Source organism: Achromobacter maghribensis (assembly GCF_057334215.1).
In genome coordinates this window covers 36,748-57,952 of record NZ_JBHFII010000049.1, presented here as the reverse complement: position 1 = coordinate 57,952, position 21,205 = coordinate 36,748, and the positions used below count along the sequence as shown (strand labels likewise).

21 protein-coding genes are annotated in these 21,205 nt (G+C 66.2%); 15 read left to right on the top strand and 6 right to left on the bottom strand.

The features are described from left to right. Nucleotides 1–265 precede the first annotated feature (265 nt). Nucleotides 266–1,978, top strand: a complete 1,713-nt coding sequence (leuA, locus tag ACE039_RS22565; RefSeq protein WP_105559373.1) for a 2-isopropylmalate synthase — start codon at nucleotides 266–268, stop codon at nucleotides 1,976–1,978. A 132-nt stretch (nucleotides 1,979–2,110) separates the two neighbouring features. Here the strand turns inward: leuA and ACE039_RS22560 are convergent, their stop codons facing one another. After that, the gene (locus ACE039_RS22560) at nucleotides 2,111–3,439 is read right to left on the bottom strand and encodes an amidase (RefSeq protein ID WP_485823387.1); all 1,329 of its coding nucleotides are present in this window, start codon (nucleotides 3,437–3,439) and stop codon (nucleotides 2,111–2,113) included. A gap of 322 nt (nucleotides 3,440–3,761) precedes the next feature. On the opposite strand from ACE039_RS22560, the gene ACE039_RS22555 reads away from it, so the two are divergent. The 6 genes from ACE039_RS22555 (at nucleotide 3,762) to ACE039_RS22530 (ending at nucleotide 9,839) form a co-directional block, all read left to right on the top strand. Further along, the gene (locus ACE039_RS22555) at nucleotides 3,762–4,775 is read left to right on the top strand and encodes a LacI family DNA-binding transcriptional regulator (RefSeq protein WP_485823386.1); all 1,014 of its coding nucleotides are present in this window, start codon (nucleotides 3,762–3,764) and stop codon (nucleotides 4,773–4,775) included. 30 nt (nucleotides 4,776–4,805) lie between these two features. Next, the gene (locus ACE039_RS22550) at nucleotides 4,806–5,603 is read left to right on the top strand and encodes a phosphodiesterase (RefSeq protein WP_448709257.1); all 798 of its coding nucleotides are present in this window, start codon (nucleotides 4,806–4,808) and stop codon (nucleotides 5,601–5,603) included. Between the two features lie 136 nt (nucleotides 5,604–5,739). Then, the gene (locus tag ACE039_RS22545) at nucleotides 5,740–6,795 is read left to right on the top strand and encodes an ABC transporter ATP-binding protein (RefSeq protein WP_105559377.1); all 1,056 of its coding nucleotides are present in this window, start codon (nucleotides 5,740–5,742) and stop codon (nucleotides 6,793–6,795) included. Between the two features lie 62 nt (nucleotides 6,796–6,857). Continuing rightward, nucleotides 6,858–8,153 carry an ABC transporter substrate-binding protein gene (locus tag ACE039_RS22540; RefSeq protein WP_105559378.1) on the top strand — a complete coding sequence of 432 codons (1,296 nt, stop codon included), beginning with the start codon at nucleotides 6,858–6,860 and terminating at the stop codon, nucleotides 8,151–8,153. 13 nt (nucleotides 8,154–8,166) lie between these two features. Next, nucleotides 8,167–9,042: a carbohydrate ABC transporter permease gene (locus ACE039_RS22535; protein WP_105559379.1), complete on the top strand. Its 876-nt coding sequence runs from the start codon at nucleotides 8,167–8,169 to the stop codon at nucleotides 9,040–9,042. Continuing rightward, nucleotides 9,039–9,839 (top strand): carbohydrate ABC transporter permease, encoded by an 801-nt coding sequence (locus ACE039_RS22530; protein ID WP_105559380.1) that lies wholly within the window; start codon nucleotides 9,039–9,041, stop codon nucleotides 9,837–9,839. Before ACE039_RS22535 ends, ACE039_RS22530 begins: the two co-directional genes overlap by 4 nt. Nucleotides 9,840–9,922: 83 nt before the next feature. Here ACE039_RS22530 and ACE039_RS22525 read toward each other — a convergent pair whose 3' ends face one another. Beyond that, a complete protein-coding gene (locus ACE039_RS22525; protein WP_054420998.1) occupies nucleotides 9,923–10,240 on the bottom strand; it encodes a hypothetical protein in 318 nt (105 codons plus the stop codon). Between the two features lie 78 nt (nucleotides 10,241–10,318). Further along, nucleotides 10,319–10,657 (bottom strand): DUF1840 domain-containing protein, encoded by a 339-nt coding sequence (locus ACE039_RS22520; RefSeq protein ID WP_485823385.1) that lies wholly within the window; start codon nucleotides 10,655–10,657, stop codon nucleotides 10,319–10,321. A 303-nt stretch (nucleotides 10,658–10,960) separates the two neighbouring features. On the opposite strand from ACE039_RS22520, the gene argS reads away from it, so the two are divergent. The 5 genes from argS (at nucleotide 10,961) to ACE039_RS22495 (ending at nucleotide 16,466) form a co-directional block, all read left to right on the top strand. Further along, entirely contained in the window at nucleotides 10,961–12,646 is a 1,686-nt protein-coding gene (gene argS, locus ACE039_RS22515) for an arginine--tRNA ligase (RefSeq protein ID WP_105559382.1), read from the top strand. Between the two features lie 9 nt (nucleotides 12,647–12,655). Next, nucleotides 12,656–13,399: an SPOR domain-containing protein gene (locus ACE039_RS22510; RefSeq protein ID WP_105559383.1), complete on the top strand. Its 744-nt coding sequence runs from the start codon at nucleotides 12,656–12,658 to the stop codon at nucleotides 13,397–13,399. Between the two features lie 90 nt (nucleotides 13,400–13,489). After that, the gene (locus tag ACE039_RS22505; RefSeq protein WP_310035560.1) at nucleotides 13,490–14,122 is read left to right on the top strand and encodes a thiol:disulfide interchange protein DsbA/DsbL; all 633 of its coding nucleotides are present in this window, start codon (nucleotides 13,490–13,492) and stop codon (nucleotides 14,120–14,122) included. Between the two features lie 158 nt (nucleotides 14,123–14,280). After that, nucleotides 14,281–15,498, top strand: a complete 1,218-nt coding sequence (locus ACE039_RS22500; protein ID WP_485823384.1) for an ABC transporter substrate-binding protein — start codon at nucleotides 14,281–14,283, stop codon at nucleotides 15,496–15,498. Beyond that, on the top strand, nucleotides 15,477–16,466 hold the full coding sequence (locus ACE039_RS22495) for an alpha/beta hydrolase (RefSeq protein WP_485823383.1): 990 nt from the start codon (nucleotides 15,477–15,479) through the stop codon (nucleotides 16,464–16,466). The genes ACE039_RS22500 and ACE039_RS22495 overlap by 22 nt, the downstream gene beginning before the upstream one ends. A gap of 57 nt (nucleotides 16,467–16,523) precedes the next feature. Here the strand turns inward: ACE039_RS22495 and metC are convergent, their stop codons facing one another. Next, nucleotides 16,524–17,717 (bottom strand): cystathionine beta-lyase, encoded by a 1,194-nt coding sequence (metC, locus tag ACE039_RS22490; RefSeq protein ID WP_485823382.1) that lies wholly within the window; start codon nucleotides 17,715–17,717, stop codon nucleotides 16,524–16,526. A 96-nt stretch (nucleotides 17,718–17,813) separates the two neighbouring features. After that, the gene (locus ACE039_RS22485) at nucleotides 17,814–18,548 is read right to left on the bottom strand and encodes a nitroreductase (RefSeq protein ID WP_485823381.1); all 735 of its coding nucleotides are present in this window, start codon (nucleotides 18,546–18,548) and stop codon (nucleotides 17,814–17,816) included. A 101-nt stretch (nucleotides 18,549–18,649) separates the two neighbouring features. On the opposite strand from ACE039_RS22485, the gene ACE039_RS22480 reads away from it, so the two are divergent. Next, nucleotides 18,650–19,276 (top strand): LysE family translocator, encoded by a 627-nt coding sequence (locus tag ACE039_RS22480; RefSeq protein ID WP_105559389.1) that lies wholly within the window; start codon nucleotides 18,650–18,652, stop codon nucleotides 19,274–19,276. 59 nt (nucleotides 19,277–19,335) lie between these two features. On the opposite strand, the gene ACE039_RS22475 is transcribed toward ACE039_RS22480, so the two are convergent. Then, complete coding sequence (locus tag ACE039_RS22475; RefSeq protein WP_105559390.1) at nucleotides 19,336–20,403, bottom strand: MBL fold metallo-hydrolase; 1,068 nt, start codon at nucleotides 20,401–20,403, stop codon at nucleotides 19,336–19,338. A 73-nt stretch (nucleotides 20,404–20,476) separates the two neighbouring features. Between ACE039_RS22475 and ACE039_RS22470 the strand changes: the two genes are divergently transcribed. Both ACE039_RS22470 and ACE039_RS22465 read left to right on the top strand, forming a co-directional pair. Next, nucleotides 20,477–20,857, top strand: coding sequence for a MerR family transcriptional regulator (locus ACE039_RS22470; RefSeq protein WP_006226120.1), 381 nt, complete (start codon nucleotides 20,477–20,479; stop codon nucleotides 20,855–20,857). Nucleotides 20,858–20,867: 10 nt separating this feature from the next. Then, entirely contained in the window at nucleotides 20,868–21,200 is a 333-nt protein-coding gene (locus ACE039_RS22465; RefSeq protein WP_448708707.1) for a YnfA family protein, read from the top strand. Nucleotides 21,201–21,205: the final 5 nt, after the last annotated feature.

The window sequence follows — 21,205 nt, the reverse complement described above, 5'->3', positions numbered from 1 at the left end:
CCGGACGCTCCGCCGCTCCGGTTGCCGGCCTGCGCGCTCGCTCCTCCTCGTTTGCCGCGCTATCGCTATACCTACCGATCGGTTGCCGGGCCTAGTGTCCCCGTGGTAGCTCGGCAGCCACGCTTGCCACACGCGATTTCCCCCTTTTATTTGTGAATCCTGCCGGTCAATCACGGCAAACCCTGGCACCAGACCGTCATCCGGTCACAAATGCCGCCGAGAGTAGTGCTCCCGGGATTCAAAAGAAACCGATCAAGGTGTAGTCATGATGCTTGCCAACCCCGCTACCAAATACGTCCCCTTCGCGCCCTTTACCCGCGACTTCTCCGAACGCACCTGGCCCAGCCGCCGCATCACCAAGGCGCCGATCTGGATGAGCACGGACTTGCGCGACGGCAACCAGGCGTTGATCGAGCCGATGAGCGTCGAGCGCAAGGTCCGCTTCTTCGAACAGCTCGTGAAGATCGGCTTCAAGGAAATCGAAGTGGGCTTCCCGTCCGCCTCGCAGACCGATTTCGACTTCGTCCGCAAGCTCATCGACGAAAAGCGCATCCCGGATGACGTGACCATCATCGTGCTGACCCAGTCGCGCGAAGACCTGATCAGCCGCACCGTGGAAGCCGCGGCGGGCGCCAAGCAAGCCATCGTCCACATGTACAACGCGTGTGCGCCGGCCTTCCGCAAGGTCGTGTTCAACATGTCCAAGGACGAGATCAAGACCATCGCCACGACCGGCACGCGCCTGATCAAGCAATACACCGCGCAGCGTCCGGAAACCAAGTGGAGCTACGAGTACTCGCCCGAAGTGTTCAGCACGACTGAACCCGAATTCGCGCTGGAAGTCTCGGATGCCGTGGCGGACGTCTGGCAACCGACGCCCGACCACAAGATGGTGCTGAACCTGCCCGCCACGATCGAGGCCACCAGCCCCAACCTGTACGCCGACCAGATCGAGTGGATGCACAAGAACCTGGCGCGCCGCGACAGCATCGTGCTGAGCGTGCACCCGCACAATGACCGCGGCACCGCTGTTGCCGCCGCCGAATTCGCCGTGATGGCCGGCGCCGACCGCATCGAAGGCTGCCTGTTCGGCAGCGGCGAGCGCACCGGCAACGTCGACCTCGTCACGCTGGCCCTGAACCTCTACACGCAGGGCGTGCACCCGGGGCTGGACTTCTCGGACATCGACGAAGTGCGCCGCTGCGCCGAATACTGCAACCAGTTGCCGGTGCACCCGCGCCATCCGTACGCCGGCGACCTTGTCTTCACCGCGTTCTCGGGTTCGCACCAGGACGCCATCAAGAAGGGCCTCGCGCTGCAACAGCCGGACGCGGTCTGGGAAGTGCCTTACTTGCCCATCGACCCCGCCGACCTCGGCCGCAGCTACGACGCCGTCATCCGCGTGAACAGCCAATCAGGCAAGGGCGGCGTGTCGTACCTGCTTGAGCAGGAACACGGCCTGGTCTTGCCGCGCCGCTTGCAGATCGAATTCAGCCGCGCCATCCAGCGCGTGACGGACGAGACCGGCCGCGAAGTCACCGCCGACGACGTGCACACCATCTTCAACCGCGAGTACCTTGAACAGAAGGCGCCGTGGAAGCTGATCCGCCACCGCATCGACGGCAATCCGTCGGCCGGCGAAGGCCAGCACTTCAGCATCGAAGCCGAACTCGAATACAACGGCGAACGCCGCATCGTGACGGGCAAGGGCGACGGCGCCATCTCGGCCTTCGTGGCCGCGCTGGACGTGCCCGTGCGCATCATGGACTACCACGAGCACGCCATCGGCACCGGCACCGACACGCGCGCCGCCTCGTACGTGGAATTGCGTGTTGGCGAATCCAGCACGGGCTTCGGCGTGGGCATCGACCGCGACATCGTGACGGCCTCGTTCCAGGCCGTGCTGAGCGCCGTCAACCGCCACATCAACGCGGGCGCCGTGACGGCGGCCGAGCAGGAAGCCGCCGAGGCCGCGTGATCCGCATGCCGGCATGACTTGAAGCGCCCGCCGCAAGCCCGAAACATGGGCTTGCGCGCCCCGGAAGACACACCGCTTTTCCGCGAGGCCCGGCCAAAAAAAAGCCCACCGTACCTGGTGGGCTTTCTGTTTTCAGCCGCGAGGCCACATGTCCGAGGCGCCAATATCGGGCGCGTTGGCGGCCAGCAGGCGCTCGTGCACCCAGGCGGCCACCGCCAGCGTGCGGTGGTCGTCGTAGCGTTGCCCGACCACCTGCAGCCCCACGGGAAGGCCCTGCGGGCCGGTCGCGAAAGGCAGGTTCAGGCACGGCAAACCGAACAGGGTCCAGGCGCGCGAAAACTGCGGGTCGCCCGTGCCCAGGTCAGCGAAGGGCGCTTCGCCCGCGGCGCTGGGCGCCAGCAGCACGTCGAAATCCTGGAACCAGCCGTTCACGCGGGCGCGCGATTCCTCGGCGCGGGCCAGATTCCTGATATGTTCCTCGGCCGTGATCTGCGCGCCGGCTTCCAGCACCGCCTGGATCTTGGGGCTGAGCTGGCTGGCGTGTTCCAGGCGTTCGTAGGCAAGCGACTGCGAGGCCTCGTACGCCATGATGTCCGCGTGCAACTGCACCAGCATGCAATCCTGCGACGGCAGCGGCACCTCTTGGACCTCGGCGCCCGCGCGCGACAGCGTGGCGGCGGCTTGGGCGAAGGCTTCCTTGGTTTCGGCCTGCGCGTGGCGCCACTGCAGCGTGCGGCACATGCCGATGCGCGGCTTGCCTTCATAGGTCAGGTTCAGCATGCGAGGGTCGCGCATCATGACCGACGCAAACAACGCCACGTCCGGCACCGACCGCGCGAAGCCGCCGACGGTGTCCAGCGATTCGGCCAGGCTTTTCACGCCCGCGCGCGGCACCGCGCCGAACGTGGGTTTGAAACCCACGATGCCGCAGTACGACGCGGGCCGGATGATCGAGCCCGCGGTCTGCGAACCCAGCGCGAAAGGCACCATGTCGTCGGCCACCGCGGCGGCCGAGCCGCTGGACGAGCCGCCCGGCGTGTAGGCTTCGTTGCGCGGGTTGCGCGTGGGGCCCGCCTGATAGGTGGCGAATTCGGTCGTGACGGTCTTGCCGACCACGACCGCGCCCGCGCCGCGGCACAACGCGACGGAGGCGGCGTCCAGGCCGGGACGGTGGCGTTCGTAGATGGGCGAACCGTAGCGGGTGGGCAGGTCGAACGTGTCGAACAGGTCTTTGACGCCGATGGGCAGGCCGTGCAGCGGCCCGCGCAGCGCGCCGCCGTCCAGCACGGCCGCATGGTCCAGGGCGGCCTGTTTCTGCAGCGCCGTCCAGGCGTGGATGGTGTTCTCGCGTTGCTCGATGCGGGCGAAGCACGCCCGCACCAATTGCACCGCGGTTAATTCGCGCCGTTGCAGCTTGTGCGCGGCTTCAAGCGCGCCAAGTCTGTTTAAGGCAGTAGACATGTTCCTTTCCTCTTTACCGGTGTCTCGCATCACGCAAGACAGCTGAACTCCGCACCCGGTCCCCTTGACCGAGGGTCTGCCCTTGCCGGCCCCGCGGCATATTTGCCACAGTGTTCCAGCGGACCGATCCCAGCCATTGTGCGCGCCGCGTCAATTGGGAAAAACACCAAAAACACCGTGTTTTCCCGGGTAAACCGACTGCGCCGCGCCATGGCTTTCTGTTGTTGCGTCGTTACCAGCATAGCGCAAACCCGTGCAATACAAAGGTCATATTTGTCTTGTAAGATGAAATCGTTTTCAGTAAACCGACAGCAATAAAGATATGGCAACGCGCCCGTCGCCCCGCTTTTCGATTATTGAAGTGGCCCGCAAGGCCGGGGTGTCCCCGGCAACGGTTTCGCGCGCGTTCAACCAGCCGGACATCGTTCATCCCGACACGCTGGCGCACATTCGCAACGTGGCCAAGCGAGCCGGCTTCCGACCAAACCGCGTGGGCCGCAGCCTGCGTTCAGGCAGCACCCGCACCATCGGGCTGATTCTGCCAACGCTATCGAACCCCGTGTTCGCCGAATGCTTCGAAGGCGCGGAACGCCGCGCCCGCGAATCCGGCTATAGCGTCATGCTGACCGCCACCGGCTACGACCCCGCGGTGGAATCCGCGGCGGTGCAGGGACTGATGGACCATCAGGTCGACGGCCTTATCCTGACGGTGGCGGACGTGAACAAAAGCGCCACGCTGGACGACCTGGACAGCGCCGGCATGCCGTACGTGCTGGTCTACAACGAATCGGGCACGCATCCTTTCGCATCCGTCGACAACCGCGCCGCCGCCAGCGACATGGTCGCGCACCTGGCTGCGCTGGGCCATCGCCGCATTGCGCTCGTGACGGGCCCGCTGACCGCATCGGACCGCGCGCGACGCCGCCTGGCAGGTGCGCGCGCCTGCGCCAAAAAAATGGGCTTGGAAGCGGTGCAGCATATCGCCATGAGCTCCCACACCGGCAGCGACGCCGACGCACTGAAAAGCGCGTTGCGCGGCAAGCAAGCGCCTACCGCGCTGTTTTGCTCCAACGACCTGCTGGCCACCGCCGTCATCGCCGATCTGGTGGCGCTGGGCCTGTCCGTGCCCGCCGACATCTCGGTATGCGGCTTTGACGGCATGCGTTTCGGCGCCTTGCTGACGCCACCGCTGACGACGGTTGCACAACCCAGCGACGGCATCGGGCAGACAGCCTGCTCGAACTTGCTGGCGCAGATCCATGGCCAGCCGCCGCAGTCGAACCGCCTGCCGCATTGCATCGTGGTCGGCGGCACGGCGGCATCCGTGCGCCGCTGACCTTTCCCACCCTGACTCCTGATCCGCATCATGCTCATCGCACAAATCACCGACCTGCACATGCGCACCCCGGGCGACAAGGCCTACGGCATTATTGATCCGGCGGCGTTCCTGGGCCCGGCCGTGCGCGCGCTGAACGCCCTGACGCCGCGTCCCGACTGCGTGCTGATCACGGGCGACCTGACCGACCTGGGCCGTCCGCACGAATACCAGGCGCTGCGCGACCACCTGCGAGCGCTGGAAATCCCGTACTTCCTCTTGCCCGGCAACCACGACGACCGCGCGCAATTGCGCGCCGCCTTTCCCGACCACGGGTACCTGCAAGGCGACGGGCAGTTCATCCAGTACGCGATCGAAACCTACCCCCTGCGCATGCTGGCGCTGGACACGGTAGTGCCGATGAAGAGCCATGGCGAACTGTGCCAGGACCGCCTGGACTGGCTGGCCGCGCAGTTGGCCGAACAGCCTGGCCGGCCCACGCTGGTGTTGATGCACCATCCGCCATTCCTGACCGGCATCGAACACATGGACGCCATCGGTCTGCTGGCCGGCGCGCCGGAACTGGAACGCATCGTGTCGCGGTTTCCGAACGTGGAACGCGTGCTGTGCGGCCATTTGCACCGCACCATCTTCCAGCGTTTCGGCGGCACGATCGCATCCACCTGTCCCGGCACCGCGCACCAGTTGGCGCTGGAGCTGGGGCCGCGCCCGACCCTGCAATACATCATGGAACCGCCGGGCTACCAGCTGCATTGGTGGCAGGGCAAGAACCTGGTCACGCACCACGCCGTCATCGGGGAATACCCCGGGCCTTACCCTTTTGCCTGAGTCGTTTGCCTGACCCGTAGGCCGGGGCTTGACCGCCCCGGGCAATGCCACGAATCCGTCATGTTTGCGCTGCACAATGAAAAGGTTTTCATAACAGGCAACAATGCGGATCTAACTATTAGATCGTCGAGACAGCATGTCATCCATCGTTCTGGATAACCTCACCAAACAGTATGGCGGCGCCGCCGCGATCCATGGCGTGAGCTTTACCGTGCCGGCAGGCAGCTTCACGGTGCTGCTGGGCCCGTCGGGCTGCGGCAAGTCGACCACCCTGCGCATGATCGCCGGGCTGGACACGCCCACATCGGGCACGATCCGCATCGGCGACCGCGACGTGACCGGGCTGCCGCCCGCCAAGCGCCGCATCTCGATGGTGTTCCAGTCGTATGCGCTGTTTCCGCACCTGTCGGTGCGCGAGAACATCCTGTTCGGGCTGCGCGTGCGCAAGGAACCGGCGCGCGACTTCGAGCGGCGCCTGCAACGCGTGGCCAGCCTGCTGGGCCTGGGCCATCTGCTGGACCGCAAGCCTTCGCAATTGTCGGGCGGACAGCAGCAGCGCGTGGCGCTGGGACGCGCGGTGATCTCCGAAGCGCCGGTGTGCCTGATGGACGAGCCGCTGTCCAACCTGGACGCGCAGTTGCGCCACGAAATGCGCCGTGAGATCCGCGCCTTGCAGCAAGACCTGGGCATCACGATGGTCTACGTCACGCACGACCAGACCGAAGCCATGAGCATGGCCGACCAGGTAGTGCTTTTGCGCGGGGGCCAGATCGAACAACACGACACGCCTGACGGCCTGTACGCGCGCCCGGCCAGCGAATTCGCGGCGCGCTTCATCGGCACGCCCCCCATGAATCTGATCGGGCTTGCCGCCGCCAACGGCACCGCCGTCATCGCCGGCACCCAAGGCCCCGTGATCGCGAACGCGCCGGCCGGCGCCATCAAGCTGGGCGTGCGTCCGGAACACATCCGCATCGACAGCGCCGGCATTCCGGCCATCGTCGAAAGCGTTGAGTACTTCGGCGCGGATTCCATCGTGGTGTGCCGGGTCGGCGACACCAGCGGCGTGGCCGTGCGAGTGGGCGGCCATTTGCGCGCCCGCGCCGGCGAGGCCCTGAACCTGTCCTGGCAGGACGGGCAACAGCATTTCTTTGCCGCCGATTCGGCGGTGATCAACACCGTCGGGCGCTAAGAAAAGTGGCCCCCACGCCGCGCCTTCGGCTTGCTGCCCCTTACACAGAAAAGGAAACCCCCATGCGACGCATCGTACTGAAGACCCTGGCCGCCAGCCTGGCCGCCGCCTGCCTCTCGCTGCCTGTGCAGGCGCAGAACAAACCCGTCGAAGTCGAGTTCTATTACCCGGTGGCGGTCGGCGGCCCCATCACGAAGATCGTCGATGACATGGTCGCGGATTTTCAGAAGGAAAATCCCGACATCAAGATCAAGCCGATCTACGCCGGTTCGTACCAGGACTCGATCGCCAAGGCGCTGACGGCGCTTAAGGGCGGCACGCCGCCGCAGCTGGCCGTGCTGCTGTCCACCGACATGTTCACGCTGATCGACGAAGACGCCATCGTCTCGATTGATTCGCTGGCGAAAAGCGATGCCGACAAGAAGTGGCTGGGCAGCTTCTACGACGCCTTCATGCAGAACAGCCGCACGGGCGGCCACACCTGGGGCGTGCCGTTCCAGCGTTCGACCATCGTCATGTACTACAACAAGGACCTGTTCAAGGCGGCCGGCCTGGATCCCGAGCGCGCGCCGGGCACCTGGGCCGAACTGGTCGAGTACGGCAAGAAACTGACCAAGCAGGACGCCTCGGGCAACACCACGCAGTGGGGCATCGAGATCCCGTCGGGCGGCGCGTTCGCGTACTGGCTGTTCCAGGCCCTGACCACGCCCAACGGCGCGATCCTGATGAACGAAGCTGGCAACGAGGTTTACCTGGACAAGCCCGCCGTGGTGGAAGCCGCCCAGTTCTGGCGCGACCTGTCGGCCAAGCACAAGATCATGCCGACCGGCACGATCGACTGGGGCACCACGCCGAAGGACTTCCTGGAGAAGAAGGCGGCGATGGTCTGGACCACCACCGGCAACCTGACCAACATCCGCAAGAACGCCGACTTCCCGTTCGGGGTGGCCATGATGCCGCAACAAAAGCGCGGCGGCAGCCCGACGGGTGGCGGCAACTTCTATATCTTCAAGAGCGGCACGCCGGCGCAACAACAGGCCGCGCTGAAGTTCGCGCAATGGGTGACGACGCCGGAACGCGCCGCCGACTGGAGCATCGCCACGGGCTATGTCGCGGTTACGCCGGCCGCCTGGCAGACCGAGAAGATGAAAAAGTATGCGCAGGAAGTGCCGGCCGCAGCGGTCGCGCGCGACCAGCTGGAAGTCAGCGTGGCGGAATTCTCCACGCATGAAAACCAGCGCGTCACCAAGACCTTGAACGACGCGCTGCAAGCGGCGTTGACGGGTTCGAAGACGCCGCAGCAGGCGCTGACCGATGCGCAACGCGAGGCCGACCGCATCCTGCGTTCCTATAAATAAACCGACAAGCACGATGAGCCGCTCTTTACATGCGCTTTATGGCTGGCTGCTGTTGCTGCCGGCCATCGTGCTGCTCGCCGCGTTCACGCACTACCCGGCGCTGGCGACGCTTTGGCACAGCTTCTTTTCCACGCCCAAGGGCGCGCGTCCGGCGCGCTTCGTGGGCCTGGAGAACTATGCCGTCATGCGTGACGATCCGGTGTTCTGGCAGTCGCTGTGGAACAACCTGTGGTTTGCGCTGGGCACGATCCCCACGTCCATCGGCATTGCGCTGATCATGGCGCTGTGGGTAAACCGCAATCTGCGCGGCCGCGGCTTTCTGCGCATGGCGTATTTCACGCCGACGGTGCTGCCGATGGTGGCGGTGGCCAACATCTGGCTGTTCTTCTACACGCCGCAGTACGGGCTGATCGCCCAGGTGATGGGCTGGTTCGGTTCCCCCGGCCCCAACTGGCTGGGCAGCCGCGACACGGCGTTGCCGGCGCTGATGCTGGTGACGGTGTGGAAAGAATCCGGTTTCTTCATGATCTTCTATCTGGCCGCCCTGCAGACCGTGTCGCCGTCGCTGCGCGAAGCCGCCATGCTGGAAGGGGCGTCGCGCTGGCAGTACTTCCGCCGCATCCTGTGGCCGCTGCTGATGCCGACCACGCTCTTCGTGCTGATCAACGCGCTGATCAACGCGTTCCGGCTGGTGGACCACGTAGTCGTCATGACGCGCGGCGGGCCCGACAATGCCAGCACCTTGCTGCTGTATTACATCTACCAGGTGGGTTTCAGTTTCTGGGACACGGCTTACGCCGCCACGCTGACCGTCGTGTTGCTGGTGGTGCTGGCGCTGACCGCGCTGATCAAGTTCCGCTGGCTGGACCGCAGGACGCACTATCAATGAAAGACAAGCTAGATACCCTGGGCGCCTGGGCGCTTGGCCTCTTGTGGATCCTGCCGCTGGCGTACGCCATGTGGGCGGCGTTCCACCCGCCGGCCTATGCGACCCGCTTCGACCTGTTCGCCCCGCTGACGCTGGACAACTTCGCGCGGGCCTGGCAGGCCGCGCCGTTTCCGCGCTACTTCCTGAACACCTTCCTGCTGGTCACGATGGTGCTGGCGGCGCAACTGGTGCTGTCGACGCTGGCAGGCTACGCGTTCGCGCGCTTCGAGTTCCGCGGCCGGGACTTCGTCTTCATGCTGGTGCTGCTGCAGCTGATGATCATGCCGGACGTGTTGCTGGTGGAGAACTACCGGTCGATGAGCCAATTGGGCATCCGCGACACGGTGTTCGCGATTGGCCTGCCGTATTTCGCATCGGCCTTCGGCATCTTCTTGCTGCGCCAGACGTTCAAGACCGTGCCGCGGGAGTTGGAGGAAGCGGCGCGCATGGAAGGCGCCAACGCCATGCAGATCCTGTGGAAGGTCTATGTGCCGTTGGCCAAGCCGATCTACGTGGCCTATGGCCTGGTGTCGGTCAGCCACCACTGGAACAACTTCCTGTGGCCGTTGATCATCACCAACTCGGTCGAGTCCCGTCCGTTGACGGTGGGCTTGCAGGTGTTCTCGTCGACCGACCAGGGCATCGACTGGTCCGTCATCACGGCCGCGACGCTCATGTCGGCCGCGCCGCTGCTGATCGCCTTCCTGCTGTTCCAGCGCCAGTTCGTGCAATCGTTCATGCGGGCCGGGATCCGGTAACGCGCGGCCGGCATTTGCCTGGCGTCATGAAAAAGGCCCCGCCATGGCGGGGCCTTCGCATGCCCGGGCAGCGCCCGGCGGTGTCAGTAGCCCACCGTCAGGCCGGGCAGGTCGACCGTGATGCGCGGACGCTCCAGCGCCAGCGCCAGGTTCTCGGCGAATTCGCGGGCTTCCTTCTCGTCGGTGGACAGGGTGTCGTAACCCAAGGCGTCGGCCACGCCCAACACCTTGTCCAGCAGCAGCACCTTGCCGCTGGGGCGCAAGGGTTCGCAGCCCAGGGTTTCCCAGGCGCCGTCGAACCAGTCGCGCGCTTGCGCTTGGCGTTGCGGGGAGGTTTCCACCGTGGCCGTCAGGTCCAGCGAACGCCGGGGGTCGAAAACTATCGTGATGTCGCTGCGCATGGAAAATTCCTTGAATGGGCGTCAGGCGAGAAGGGTAGGCAAAAAACGCCGGCGGGAATGTCCGCCCGGCGACATTGCCTACCAGCCGCGCGATGCTTCCCAGGTGACCTCGACGCCGGCGGCCTTCGATTGCCGCATCATGTCCAGCAAAGGATAGGCGCGTTCCTTCAGGCCCACCACGCGGGCCATCGGCGAACGGGGGGCCTTGTCCTCGTCGTCTTCCTCTTCGGGAGGCTCGGCGTTTGCGATCGCGTTTTCGATGCCGCTGATGGCCGGTCCCAACTGCTCGACGGTGAATACGCCGCGTTCCGGAATCTTGTCTCCGATGGACTTGCCGGCCGCTTGCAAGATGCCTGCCGCGTGGTCGGACAGCATCAGGACCTCGGCCACGACCTTGGAGTGAAAGGTAATCAGCATGTTGCAGTCTCCTTCATTGAATGCGTTACATACACTACCGCAACGCCCGGGGGATGCCAACTGGGCACCCGGCGCCGTTCCGCGTACCCGGCGCCCCGCCCAGGGATGATGCGGCTATGAGTTTGATTTTATTGACAGTTCCGCCGTCCCGCTGAACGCTTGCCGGACGGTTTCCGGCCCCTCGGGCGCCGGTTGGGCCGCCAAATCAACTATCATTCAGGGGATTCCCGTGGCCTTGCCAGGCCGGACGCCGTCCGCCAGTTCTTCGCCTTGGCCGCTCACCCAGAACTTCTCCAGACGCCCATGCTCCCCGAGCAACAAAAACAGCTTATCTCCCTGATTCAGGCCGCCGTTGCGCAGAGCCTTCCCGACGCCCAGGCCAATGTGCTGCTGGAGCGCCCCAAGGTCGCCGCCCACGGCGACGTCGCCACCAACGTGGCCATGCAGTTGGCCAAGCCCGCCGGCCGCAACCCGCGTGAACTGGCCCAGGCCATCGTGGACGCGTTGCTGGCCGCGCCGGCCGCGCGCGACCTGGTCGAAAGCGCTGAGATCGCCGGCCCGGGTTTCATCAACCTGCGCGTCACCGCCGCCGCCCGCCAAGCCGTCATCGGCACCGTGGCCGAGCAAGGCGCAAGCTTTGGCCGCGCGCCCCGCAGCGGCGAAAAAATCCTGGTTGAATTCGTTTCCGCCAACCCGACCGGCCCGCTGCACGTGGGCCATGCCCGCCAGGCCGCCCTGGGCGACGCCCTGTGCCGCCTGTACGACGCCAGCGGCTGGGACGTGACCCGCGAGTTCTATTACAACGACGCCGGCAACCAGATCGAGAACCTGGCCATCAGCGTGCAGGCCCGCGCCCGCGGCCTGACGACCGACTCCCCCGAATGGCCGGCCGACGGCTACAAGGGCGACTACATCGTCGACATCGCGCGCGACTTCCAGGCCGGCAAGACCCTGCAGGCGTCGGACGGCCAGCCCGTTACCGCCACCGGCAACATCGACAGCCTGGACGACATCCGCGCCTTCGCCGTGGCCTACCTGCGCCGCGAACAAGACCTGGACTTGCAGGCGTTCGGCCTGAAGTTCGACAACTACTACCTGGAAAGCTCGCTGTACACGTCGGGCCGCGTCGAGGCCACCGTCAAGGCGCTGGTCGCCGGCGGCCACACCTATGAAGAAGGCGGCGCGCTGTGGCTGCGCACCACCGAACTTGGCACGGGCGACGACAAAGACCGCGTCATGAGAAAGAGCGAAGGCGGCTACACCTACTTCGTGCCGGACGTGGCGTATCACAAGGCCAAATGGGAACGCGGCTTCCACCGCGCCGTGAACATCCAGGGCAGCGACCACCACGGCACCGTGGCCCGCGTGCGCGCCGGCCTGCAAGCGCTGGAAGAGGGCATCCCGAAGGACTACCCGTCCTACGTGCTGCACAAGATGGTCAAGGTGATGCGCGGCGGCGAAGAGGTCAAGATCTCCAAGCGCGCCGGCAGCTACGTGACCATGCGCGACCTGATCGACTGGGTGGGCCGCGACGCGGTGCGCTACTTCCTGATCCAGCGCCGCGCCGACACCGAATTCGTATTCGACGTGGACCTGGCGCTGTCCAAGAGCGACGAGAACCCCGTCTATTACATCCAGTACGCCCACGCGCGCATCTGCACGATGATCAACAACGCCGGCATGCCGGCCGCCGACGTGGCCGCCGCCGATGCCTCCCTGCTGACCGCGCCGACCGAATTCGCGCTGATGCAGCGCCTGGCCGAATTCCCGCACGTGGTGGCCCTGGCCGCCCAGGACCTGTCGCCGCACCACATCGCTTTCTGGCTGCGCGACTGCGCCTCGGATTTCCACGCCTGGTACGCCGCCGAACGCGTGCTGATCGACGACGTGGCCCTTAAATTGGCCCGCCTGCGCCTGGCCGCCACGACGCGCCAGGTGCTGGCCAACGGCCTGGAGCTGCTGGGCGTTTCCGCCCCCGAGCGGATGTAACATCGGTACATGGCAACCAAGCGCAAAACCACCCGCCGTTCCTCTGGCGAAAGCGGCAGCACCCTCTACGGGGCGCTCGCCGGCCTGCTTATCGGCCTGATCGTGGCCGCCGTCGTGGCGTTCTACGTCACCAAGGCGCCGGTACCCTTCGTGGACCGCGCCAGCCGCCAAGGCGACACGGGCAAGCTGCCCGATCCCCGCCAGGCGCCGGACCCCAACGCCGGCCTGTACGGCCGCGACGGCGCGGCGGGTGCGCCGCCCACCGGCCCGACCGCCACCGCGCCGGTGCCGCTGCCTGGCGCAGGCGCCGGCACGGCTGGTACGGCCAAGCCGGACGAAACGCCGTCCAAGCTGGACGACCTGGGCGCGCTGATCGCCACGCTGCCGTCAACCGCCAAACCGCAGGCATCGTCTTCCGCCCCCGCGCAGGTCGCCGTGGCGCCCACGCAGGCGCCCACGCCGATTTCAAAAGCCGCACCGGCCCCGTCCCCCAAAGCCGCCACCGCCACCGCGTCGGCGGCAACGGGCACGTACTACCTGCAAGCGGGCGCCTTCCGCGGCGAAAACGATGCGGAATCGCTGAAGGCCCGCATCATCCTGCTGGGGTTGCCGGTGGCCGTGCAGAAAGCCGAAGTGAACGGCAAGGCGATCAACCGGGTGCGCGTTGGCCCGTTCGCGCGCCTGGACGACATGAACCGCGCCCGCGGCAGGCTGGGCGAGAACAAGATTGAAACCGCCGTGGTGCGCCAATAAGGCGCGGCCGCCGCCCGCTTTGCACACTTGGTATTGAACTTATCCGGCCCCGGGCCTGTCTGTCACTTTTTACCCAGGAACCTCTCATCCATGTTGTCCACCAAGATTATCCGCATCATGGCCGCGGCCGCGCTGACCGCCACGGCGTTCTTCAGCCAGGCAAGCCACGCTCAAGGCACGCCGGCCTATGTGTCGATCAACCCGCCGCTGCCGTCGGACACCCCGGGCAAAGTGGAAGTGCTGGAGTTCTTCGCCTACACCTGCCCGCATTGCGCCGCCATGGAACCCATGGTTGAAGACTGGGTCAAGACCGCGCCGTCGGACGTCGTGCTCAAGCAAGTGCCGATCGCCTTCAACGCCGGCATGAAGCCGCTGCAGCAGGTGTACTACACGTTCCTGGCCCTGGACCGCCCGGACCTGCACGCCAAGTTCTTCACCGCCATCCACGGCGAGCACAAGCGCCTGTTCGACAAGAAGGCCATGGGCGAGTGGGTCGCATCCCAAGGCGTGGACCGCGCCAAGTTCGACTCGGTCTTCGATTCGTTCAGCGTGCAAACCCAGGTGCAGCGCGCCAACCAGCTGGCCGAGGCCTACCGCATCGACGGCACGCCCTCGTTCGCCGTGGGCGGCAAGTTCATGACCTCGCCGGTCATGGCGGGCAACAGCTACGAAGGCGCCCTGAAGGAAGTCAACCAACTGATCCCGATGGCGCGCAACAAGTAATCCGCGCCCGCGCTTCACGGCAAAGCGCCCCGGCCTGATGGCCGGGGCGCTTTCTTTTTGGAGAAGATGTTTCAGCAGCGCCCGGCCCTTGAACGCCGGCGCTACACTTTCGCCACAAAAATTCGCCGCAACGACGGCATCAAACGGGTGGAAGACAAATGAAACAGCAATCCCTGCGCAACCGCGCGGCATTGGGCGTTGGCCTGTGCCTGGCGTTCGGCGCGCTTGCCGCGCACGCCAGCACGGCCGACGGCGTGAAGATCGGCGTTCTGACGGACATGGCGGGCGTTACCGCTGACGCCACGGGCAAGGGGTCGGTGGAAGCCGCCCGCCTGGCCATCGAGGAAATGGGAGGCTCGGTGCTGGGCAAGCCCATTTCACTGGTGTCGGGCGACCACCAGCATCGCCCCGACATCGGCAGCGGCATGGTTCGCAAATGGTACGACACCGACGGCGTGGACGTCGTGGTGGACGTGCCCAATTCGTCCGTCGCGCTGGCCGTGCAGGGCATTGCGCGCGAAAAGAAGAAGCTGGTGCTGTTCTCCAGCCCCGGCACCACCGCACTGTCGCAGGCGCAATGCTCGCCCTACGGCGTGCAATGGACGTACACCACCTATGCGCTGTCGCGCGGCACCGCCACCGCGGTCGTCAACGAAGGCAACAAGCGCTGGTTCATCCTGGCGTCCGACTACGCGTTCGGCAAGCAGTTGGCCGCGGACACCGAAAGCGTCGTCAAAGCCAATGGCGGCGAAGTGGTGGGCACCGTGTTCCACCCGCTGAACGCCTCCGACTTCGCATCCTTCCTGCTCCAGGCACAGGGCACCAAGGCGCAGATCATCGCCATCGCGAACGCCGGCGGCGACACCATTTCCGCCATCAAGCAAGCTGCGGAATTCGGCATTGGCGGCGCGCAGCAGCTGGCCGCCATGCTGCTGCTGATCACCGACGTGCACAGCCTGGGCCTGCAGGCGGCGCAGAAGACCTATCTGACCGTGCCCGCGTATTGGGACATGAACGACGGCACGCGCGCCTTCACCAAGAAATTCGAAGCGCGCGTCGGCCGCCCGCCCACTTTCCTGCAAGCGGGCGTCTACAGTTCGGTGCGCCACTACCTGCAGGCGGTGAAGGCCGCTGGCACGGCGGATTCGGACGCCGTGATGGCAAAAATGAAGGCGCTGCCCATCGACGACCCGTTCAGCCTGAATGCGCGCATCCGCGAAGACGGCCTGGTGGTGCGCGACATGATGCTGGCGCAGGTGAAGACGCCCGCGCAGTCCAAAGCGCCCTGGGACTACTACAACATCGTGCGCACTATCCCCGGCGATACGCTGGCCTGGCCGCTATCGGAAAGCCAATGCCCGCTGGTCAAGAAATGAAGCCGGCCGGCGCGACGTCGGCCCCGGCGCCGGTTGCGCTGGCGGACTTCGGCAGCTTCTACGCGGGCGGCAAGCCCGTGCGCGTGGCCGGCCTGCCGCAGCGCGACATCGCTTTCACGCAAAGCGCGTCGCTGGCGTACGACCCCAATGGCCTGTACCACTTCGAGCAGGCCTACGTGCAGTATTTCATCCCGGCCCGGTTGTCCCATCCGCTGCCGGTGGTGCTGCTGCACGGCGGCGGCATGACGGGCGCCATGTGGGAACAGACGCCGGATGGCCGGCCGGGGTGGATGCAGCATTTCCTGCGCCAGGGCCACGCGGTGTATGTGGTGGACAACGTCGAACGCGGCCGCGCCGGCTGGGCACCGTTCCAGCAGGTCTGGCCCGAGCCGCCCATCATCCGCAACGCGGAAGAAAGCTGGTCGCTGTTCCGCTTCGGGCGCGCCGAGGATTTCGAGGCGCGGCGCGCATTCGACGGGCAGCGCTTTCCCGTCGGCGCGTTCGACGACTTCATTCGCCACGCGGTACCGCGCTGGCTGGGCAACAACGACGCGGCCTTGCGCGGATTCTGCGCCGTGCTGGACCGCGTGGGCCCCTGCCTGGTGGTTGCGCACAGCCACGGAGGCGAAGTGGCCTACCGGGCCCTGCATGCGCGGCCGGACCTGGTGCGCGGCGTGATCGGCATCGAACCGTCGGGTTTCTCCAGCGACGTCGTGGCCGCCGCGGTGGCGGAAAAGCCCTTCCTGTTCGTCTATGGCGACTATCTGGACGCCACGCCGCTGTGGCAGCGCCTGTGCGCCGCCGGCCAGGATTATGCCGAAGCGCTGGCGCGGCATGGCGCGCGGGTAGAAGTATGGCGGCTGGCGGACCAGGGCGTTGCCGGCAACTCCCACATGCCGATGATGGACGACAACAGCGACGACATCGCCGGACGCATCGGCGCCTGGATCCGCAGCGCGGCGGTGTGAAGGCAGGGCGCGGCGCGCCGATGGCGCCATGCCCTGCGGGCTGCGCGGGGTGCGGCGTTACTCGCGTACCGCCGCGGCCTTTTCCAACGCCTGGGTCAGGTCGGCGATGATGTCTTCCGGCGATTCCAGGCCGATGTGCAGGCGGACGACCGCGTTGTCGCCATCGCCCCAATAGCGGTGTTTGGACAGATCATTGGGCGACACAAGCTGCACCAGGCTTTCGTAGCCGCCCCAGGAAAAGCCGATGCCAAACAGGGTCAGCGCATCCACGAAGGCGCGCGCGGCCGCGGGCGACAGGCGCAGTTCCACCGACAGCATACCGTTGGATCCCGTGCAATCGCGCTGCCACAGCGCATGGCCCGGGTCCGCTGGCCAGGCCGGATGGAACAGGCGCACGGTTTCGGGGCGGCTCTTGAAGAATTCGCACACCTGCAACGCATGTCGCGCGTGCTGGGCCATGCGGATGGGCATGGTGCGCACGCCGCGCAGCGCCAGCCAGGCGTCATCGGCGCTGATGGAATAGCCCATCGCGTACTGCGTGCGGTTCAGCTTCCTGGCGATGGCTTCGTCGTTGGTGACGACGGCCCCCAGCATCAGGTCGGAGTGGCCCCCCACGTACTTGGTGCCCGCGATCACCGACACCTGCGCGCCCAGCGTCAGCGGACGGTAGATGTAGCCCGACCCCCAGGTGTTGTCGGTGGCCAGCACCAGCCCGTGATCCTTCGCGAACGCGGCCATCGCGCCCATGTCCAGCATTTCGAACAGCAGCGAACCGGGCGACTCCACATACAGTAGCTTGGTGTTCGGCTGCACCAGCGCATCCAGGTCATCGCCGGCCGCGAAATACGTGATGTCGATATTCATGCGCTTGAGCACGGCATCGTCCAATTCGCGCATCGGGCCATACACGCAGTCGGAGATCAGCGCGTGGTCGCCCGCCGAGCACAACGCCATCATGACCATCGTCATCGCCGACAGCCCCGACGACGCCAGATAGCAATGCGTGCCGCCTTCCAGCTGGGTGAACACTTCTTCCAGCGCGGCATGCGTGTCCATGCCCATGCGGCCATAGGTGGTGGCGCGGCCGCCGGCCGCCTTGGTGCGTTGCGCCAGCTCCAGCGCGGCCAGGTTTTCGAAGCGGACCGTGCTGGCGCGCATGGGCGGCAGCGGCACCGGCGCCGTGCCGGTTTCGGGGTGGAACGGGGCGGTGCCCGCGTGCTGCAAAACCGTATCGATGTGTTTGGTGGTCATCTTCAAGGGACTGCTTAAGAATGAACAGGGCCGGAATGAACAGGCTGGATCAAGGGCGGACAGGGTGAACCATATCAGGCGCGCGGCCCGCTGTCCCTAGGCCGTGACCCACGCCACGGTGTCCGACAGGCCGGCACGGTGGGTGCGGTAGCGGTTGGCGGGATGCGTAGCGTCGGCGTAGCCGAAGGAAATGCCGCAGACGACGCGACGGCCCGGGCCGATGCCCAGCACGTCGCGCAACACCTCGGGGTACATCGCCAGCGAGGCCTGCGCCACGGTCGCGACGCCGTTGGCCTGGGCCGCCAGCAGGAAATTCGCCACGTAGCCGCCGCAGTCCATCGCGCCGTACTCACCCAGCGCCTCGTCAGTGGTGATGATGGCCACGTGCGGCGCGTCGAACAATTGGAAGTTGCGCATTTCCTGGCGGCGGTAGGCCTCGCGGTCGCCGCGTTCCACGCCCACCGCGCCATACAGCTGGAAGCCCGACTCGCGGCGACGCGCCAGATATTCGCCGCGATACTCGCGGGGGAAGGGAAAGTCGGGCGTGAAGCCGGGGGTGACCGCTGCTTCTTCCGCCCGCGCTTGCAGCGCCGTGCGCAGACGTTCGGTGCCCGCGCCTTCGGTGATCGCCACTTGCCAGGGCTGGCAGTTGCACCAGGACGCCGTGCGCTGCGCAAGGGTCAGGATGCGTTCGATCGTGGGGCGAGGCACCGGCGCGGGCAGAAAAGCCCGGCAACTGTGCCGGGCTCGCAGCCACGTTTCCAGCGCGGCGTCGGGACGGGTGTCGTTGTCGTCGCGGGCTTGCGACTCCTGCGGGGCGTTAGCGGTCATGAGGCGTCTGTCTCCGGTTGTCGGCACGCAAGGCCGGTGGATTTTGCCCTTATGATGCCATTCTCCGGCTGACCGGAGCCTTCCCGTTCCAGGCGAGACCCATGCTGCCCTTCGATACCCTGATCGCGTTTTTCGGCATTGCCGTCCTGCTGGCCCTGACGCCCGGACCCGACAACCTGTTCGTGCTGATGCAGTCGGCCATCTGGGGACGCAAGGCGGGCATGCTGGTGGTGCTGGGGCTATGCACCGGCCTGCTGGGCCACACCGCCGCCGTCGCGTTCGGCCTGGCGGCGGTGTTCGCCGCGTCGCCCATGGCGTTCACCGTGCTGAAACTGGCGGGCGCCGCCTACCTGGCGTACCTGGCATGGCAGATCCTGCGTGCGCCGGTGGAATCGGAAGCCGGCAAACCGCCCGAAGCGCGCAAGCCCGGTGCGCTGTATCGCCGCGGCATCGTGATGAACCTGACCAACCCGAAGGTGCTGCTGTTCTTCTTCGCCTTCCTGCCGCAGTTCACCTCGCCGGCGCTGGGCCCGGTCGGCATCCAGACCTTGCAGCTGGGCGCCGTGTTCATGGTGTCGACCTTGCTGGTGTTCGGCGCCATCGCGTTCTTCTCGGGCGCGTTCGGCGAATTGCTGCAGCGTTCGGTGACGGCCAAGCGCTGGTTGAACCGCATCGCCGCCCTGGTCTTCGTGGGCCTGGCCGTGCGCCTGGCGACCGCGACGCGGTAAAAGAGGCCGCGGGGATCGCGGGGTTGCCCGCTCGCCGCGCAACCCGCCCTGGTTTCCGATCAAACCGCCGTAAAGCGCACGATGCCGTCGGCGCCGGTGGCGCGCTTGAGCTTGCCTTCGAAATAAAGCGCGTGCAGGTGCGCCAGCGCCTCGCCCATGGCGAACGTCAGTTGGTGCAGGTCCAGCTTGCGCTTGAACAACACGGGCACGATGTCTGACGTGGACTGCGGCTGCGCGGCACACGCCTCCAGCACTTCCGCCAAACGGTCACGGTGATGCTCGTGCTGCTGCGCGATGCGCTCGTGCAGGCCGGTGAAGGGACGACCATGCGAGGGCAGCACCAGGGTGTCGTCCGGCAGGCCGTCATAACCGTCCAGCGAACGCAGGTACAGGGGCAGCGGGTTGGCGTCGGGTTCGTAGTCGAACACGCTGACGTTGGTGGAGATGCGCGGCAGCACCATGTCGCCCGAAATCAGCACGTTCAGGCCAGGCGAATGCAGCGACGCGTGCTCCGGCGCATGGCCATAGCCCACGATCACGCGCCAGTCGCGGCCGCCGATGCGGACCTGGTCGCCGTGCATGATGCGCGTGTAGCGCGAAGGCACGGCGGGCACAAGGTTGGGGAAGTAGTTGGCGCGCTGGCGGATCTGCGCTTGCGCCTCCGGGTCGGTCAGCCCGTGGCGGGCAAAGTGATCGACGGCCGACTGGCCGCCGGGGCCGGCGCCGGCCTCGTTCCTGCGCGAAGACCACAGCGACGCAACCATGAAGTCCGTCATCGTCATCCACAGCCGCGCGTCCCAGCGTTCGCACAACCAGTGGGCCAGGCCGATATGGTCGGGGTGCATGTGCGTGACCAGCACGCGCAACACGGGCAGCCCCTCCAGTTCATTCTTGAAGACGTCTTCCCACAGCGCCTTGACCTCGTCGCGCGAGATGCCACAGTCGACGATGGTCCAGCCGTCGCGGCCGTCGATGTTGTCGCGCAACAGCCAGAGGTTGATATGATCCAGCGCGAACGGCAGCGGCATCCGAATCCATTTGACCCCCTCCGCCACGATGTGCGCCCGGCCGGCTTCGGGCTGGAAGTCTGCCCAGGGGTAGTTCAGTTTCTGTTCGTTGGGGTTCATTGCCTCTCGCTCCACGCTTGACGTTGACGTCAAGTCATCATAATTTACGTTTACGTAAACTGCCACACGCCGCATGCCCTCGTCAACCTGGACCATCTCTGAACTCTCCCGCGAGTTCGACGTCACGCCCCGCACGATCCGCTTCTACGAAGACCAGGGGATCGTCAGCCCGGCGCGCGAGGGACGCAACCGCATCTTCGGTCCGCGCGACCGCACGCGCCTGAAACTGGCGCTGCGGGGCAAGCGGCTGGGGCTGCAACTGTCTGAAATCCTGACCCTGATCGACATGTACGACGGCCCGGGCGACACCGAGGTGCAGCTGCGCCAGTACCTCAGCGTACTGGAACAGCATCGCGCCACGCTGGAGCAACAGCGCCGCGACATCGAAGACACGCTGCAAGAGATCGCCCAGCAGGAACGCGAATGCCGCGCCCTGTTGGCGCAAAAGCCCTGAGGACGGGCACGTGGGCGCCCTGCAGACCCTCGCGCTGTTCATCCTGACCGCAGTGGCCGAGATCGTCGGCTGCTACCTTCCGTACCTGTGGCTGCGCAAAGGCCATTCCATCTGGCTGCTGGCGCCCGCCGCCGCCAGTCTGGCGCTGTTCGCCTGGCTGCTGACGTTGCACCCGACGGCATCCGGGCGGGTCTACGCCGCCTATGGCGGCGTCTACATCGGCATGGCGCTGCTGTGGCTATGGGCGGTGGATGGCGTGCGGCCCAGCGCCAGCGACTGGGTCGGCGTGGGCCTGTGCCTGGCCGGCATGCTGGTGATCATGTTCGGGCCCAGAAGCAGCTAAGAGGG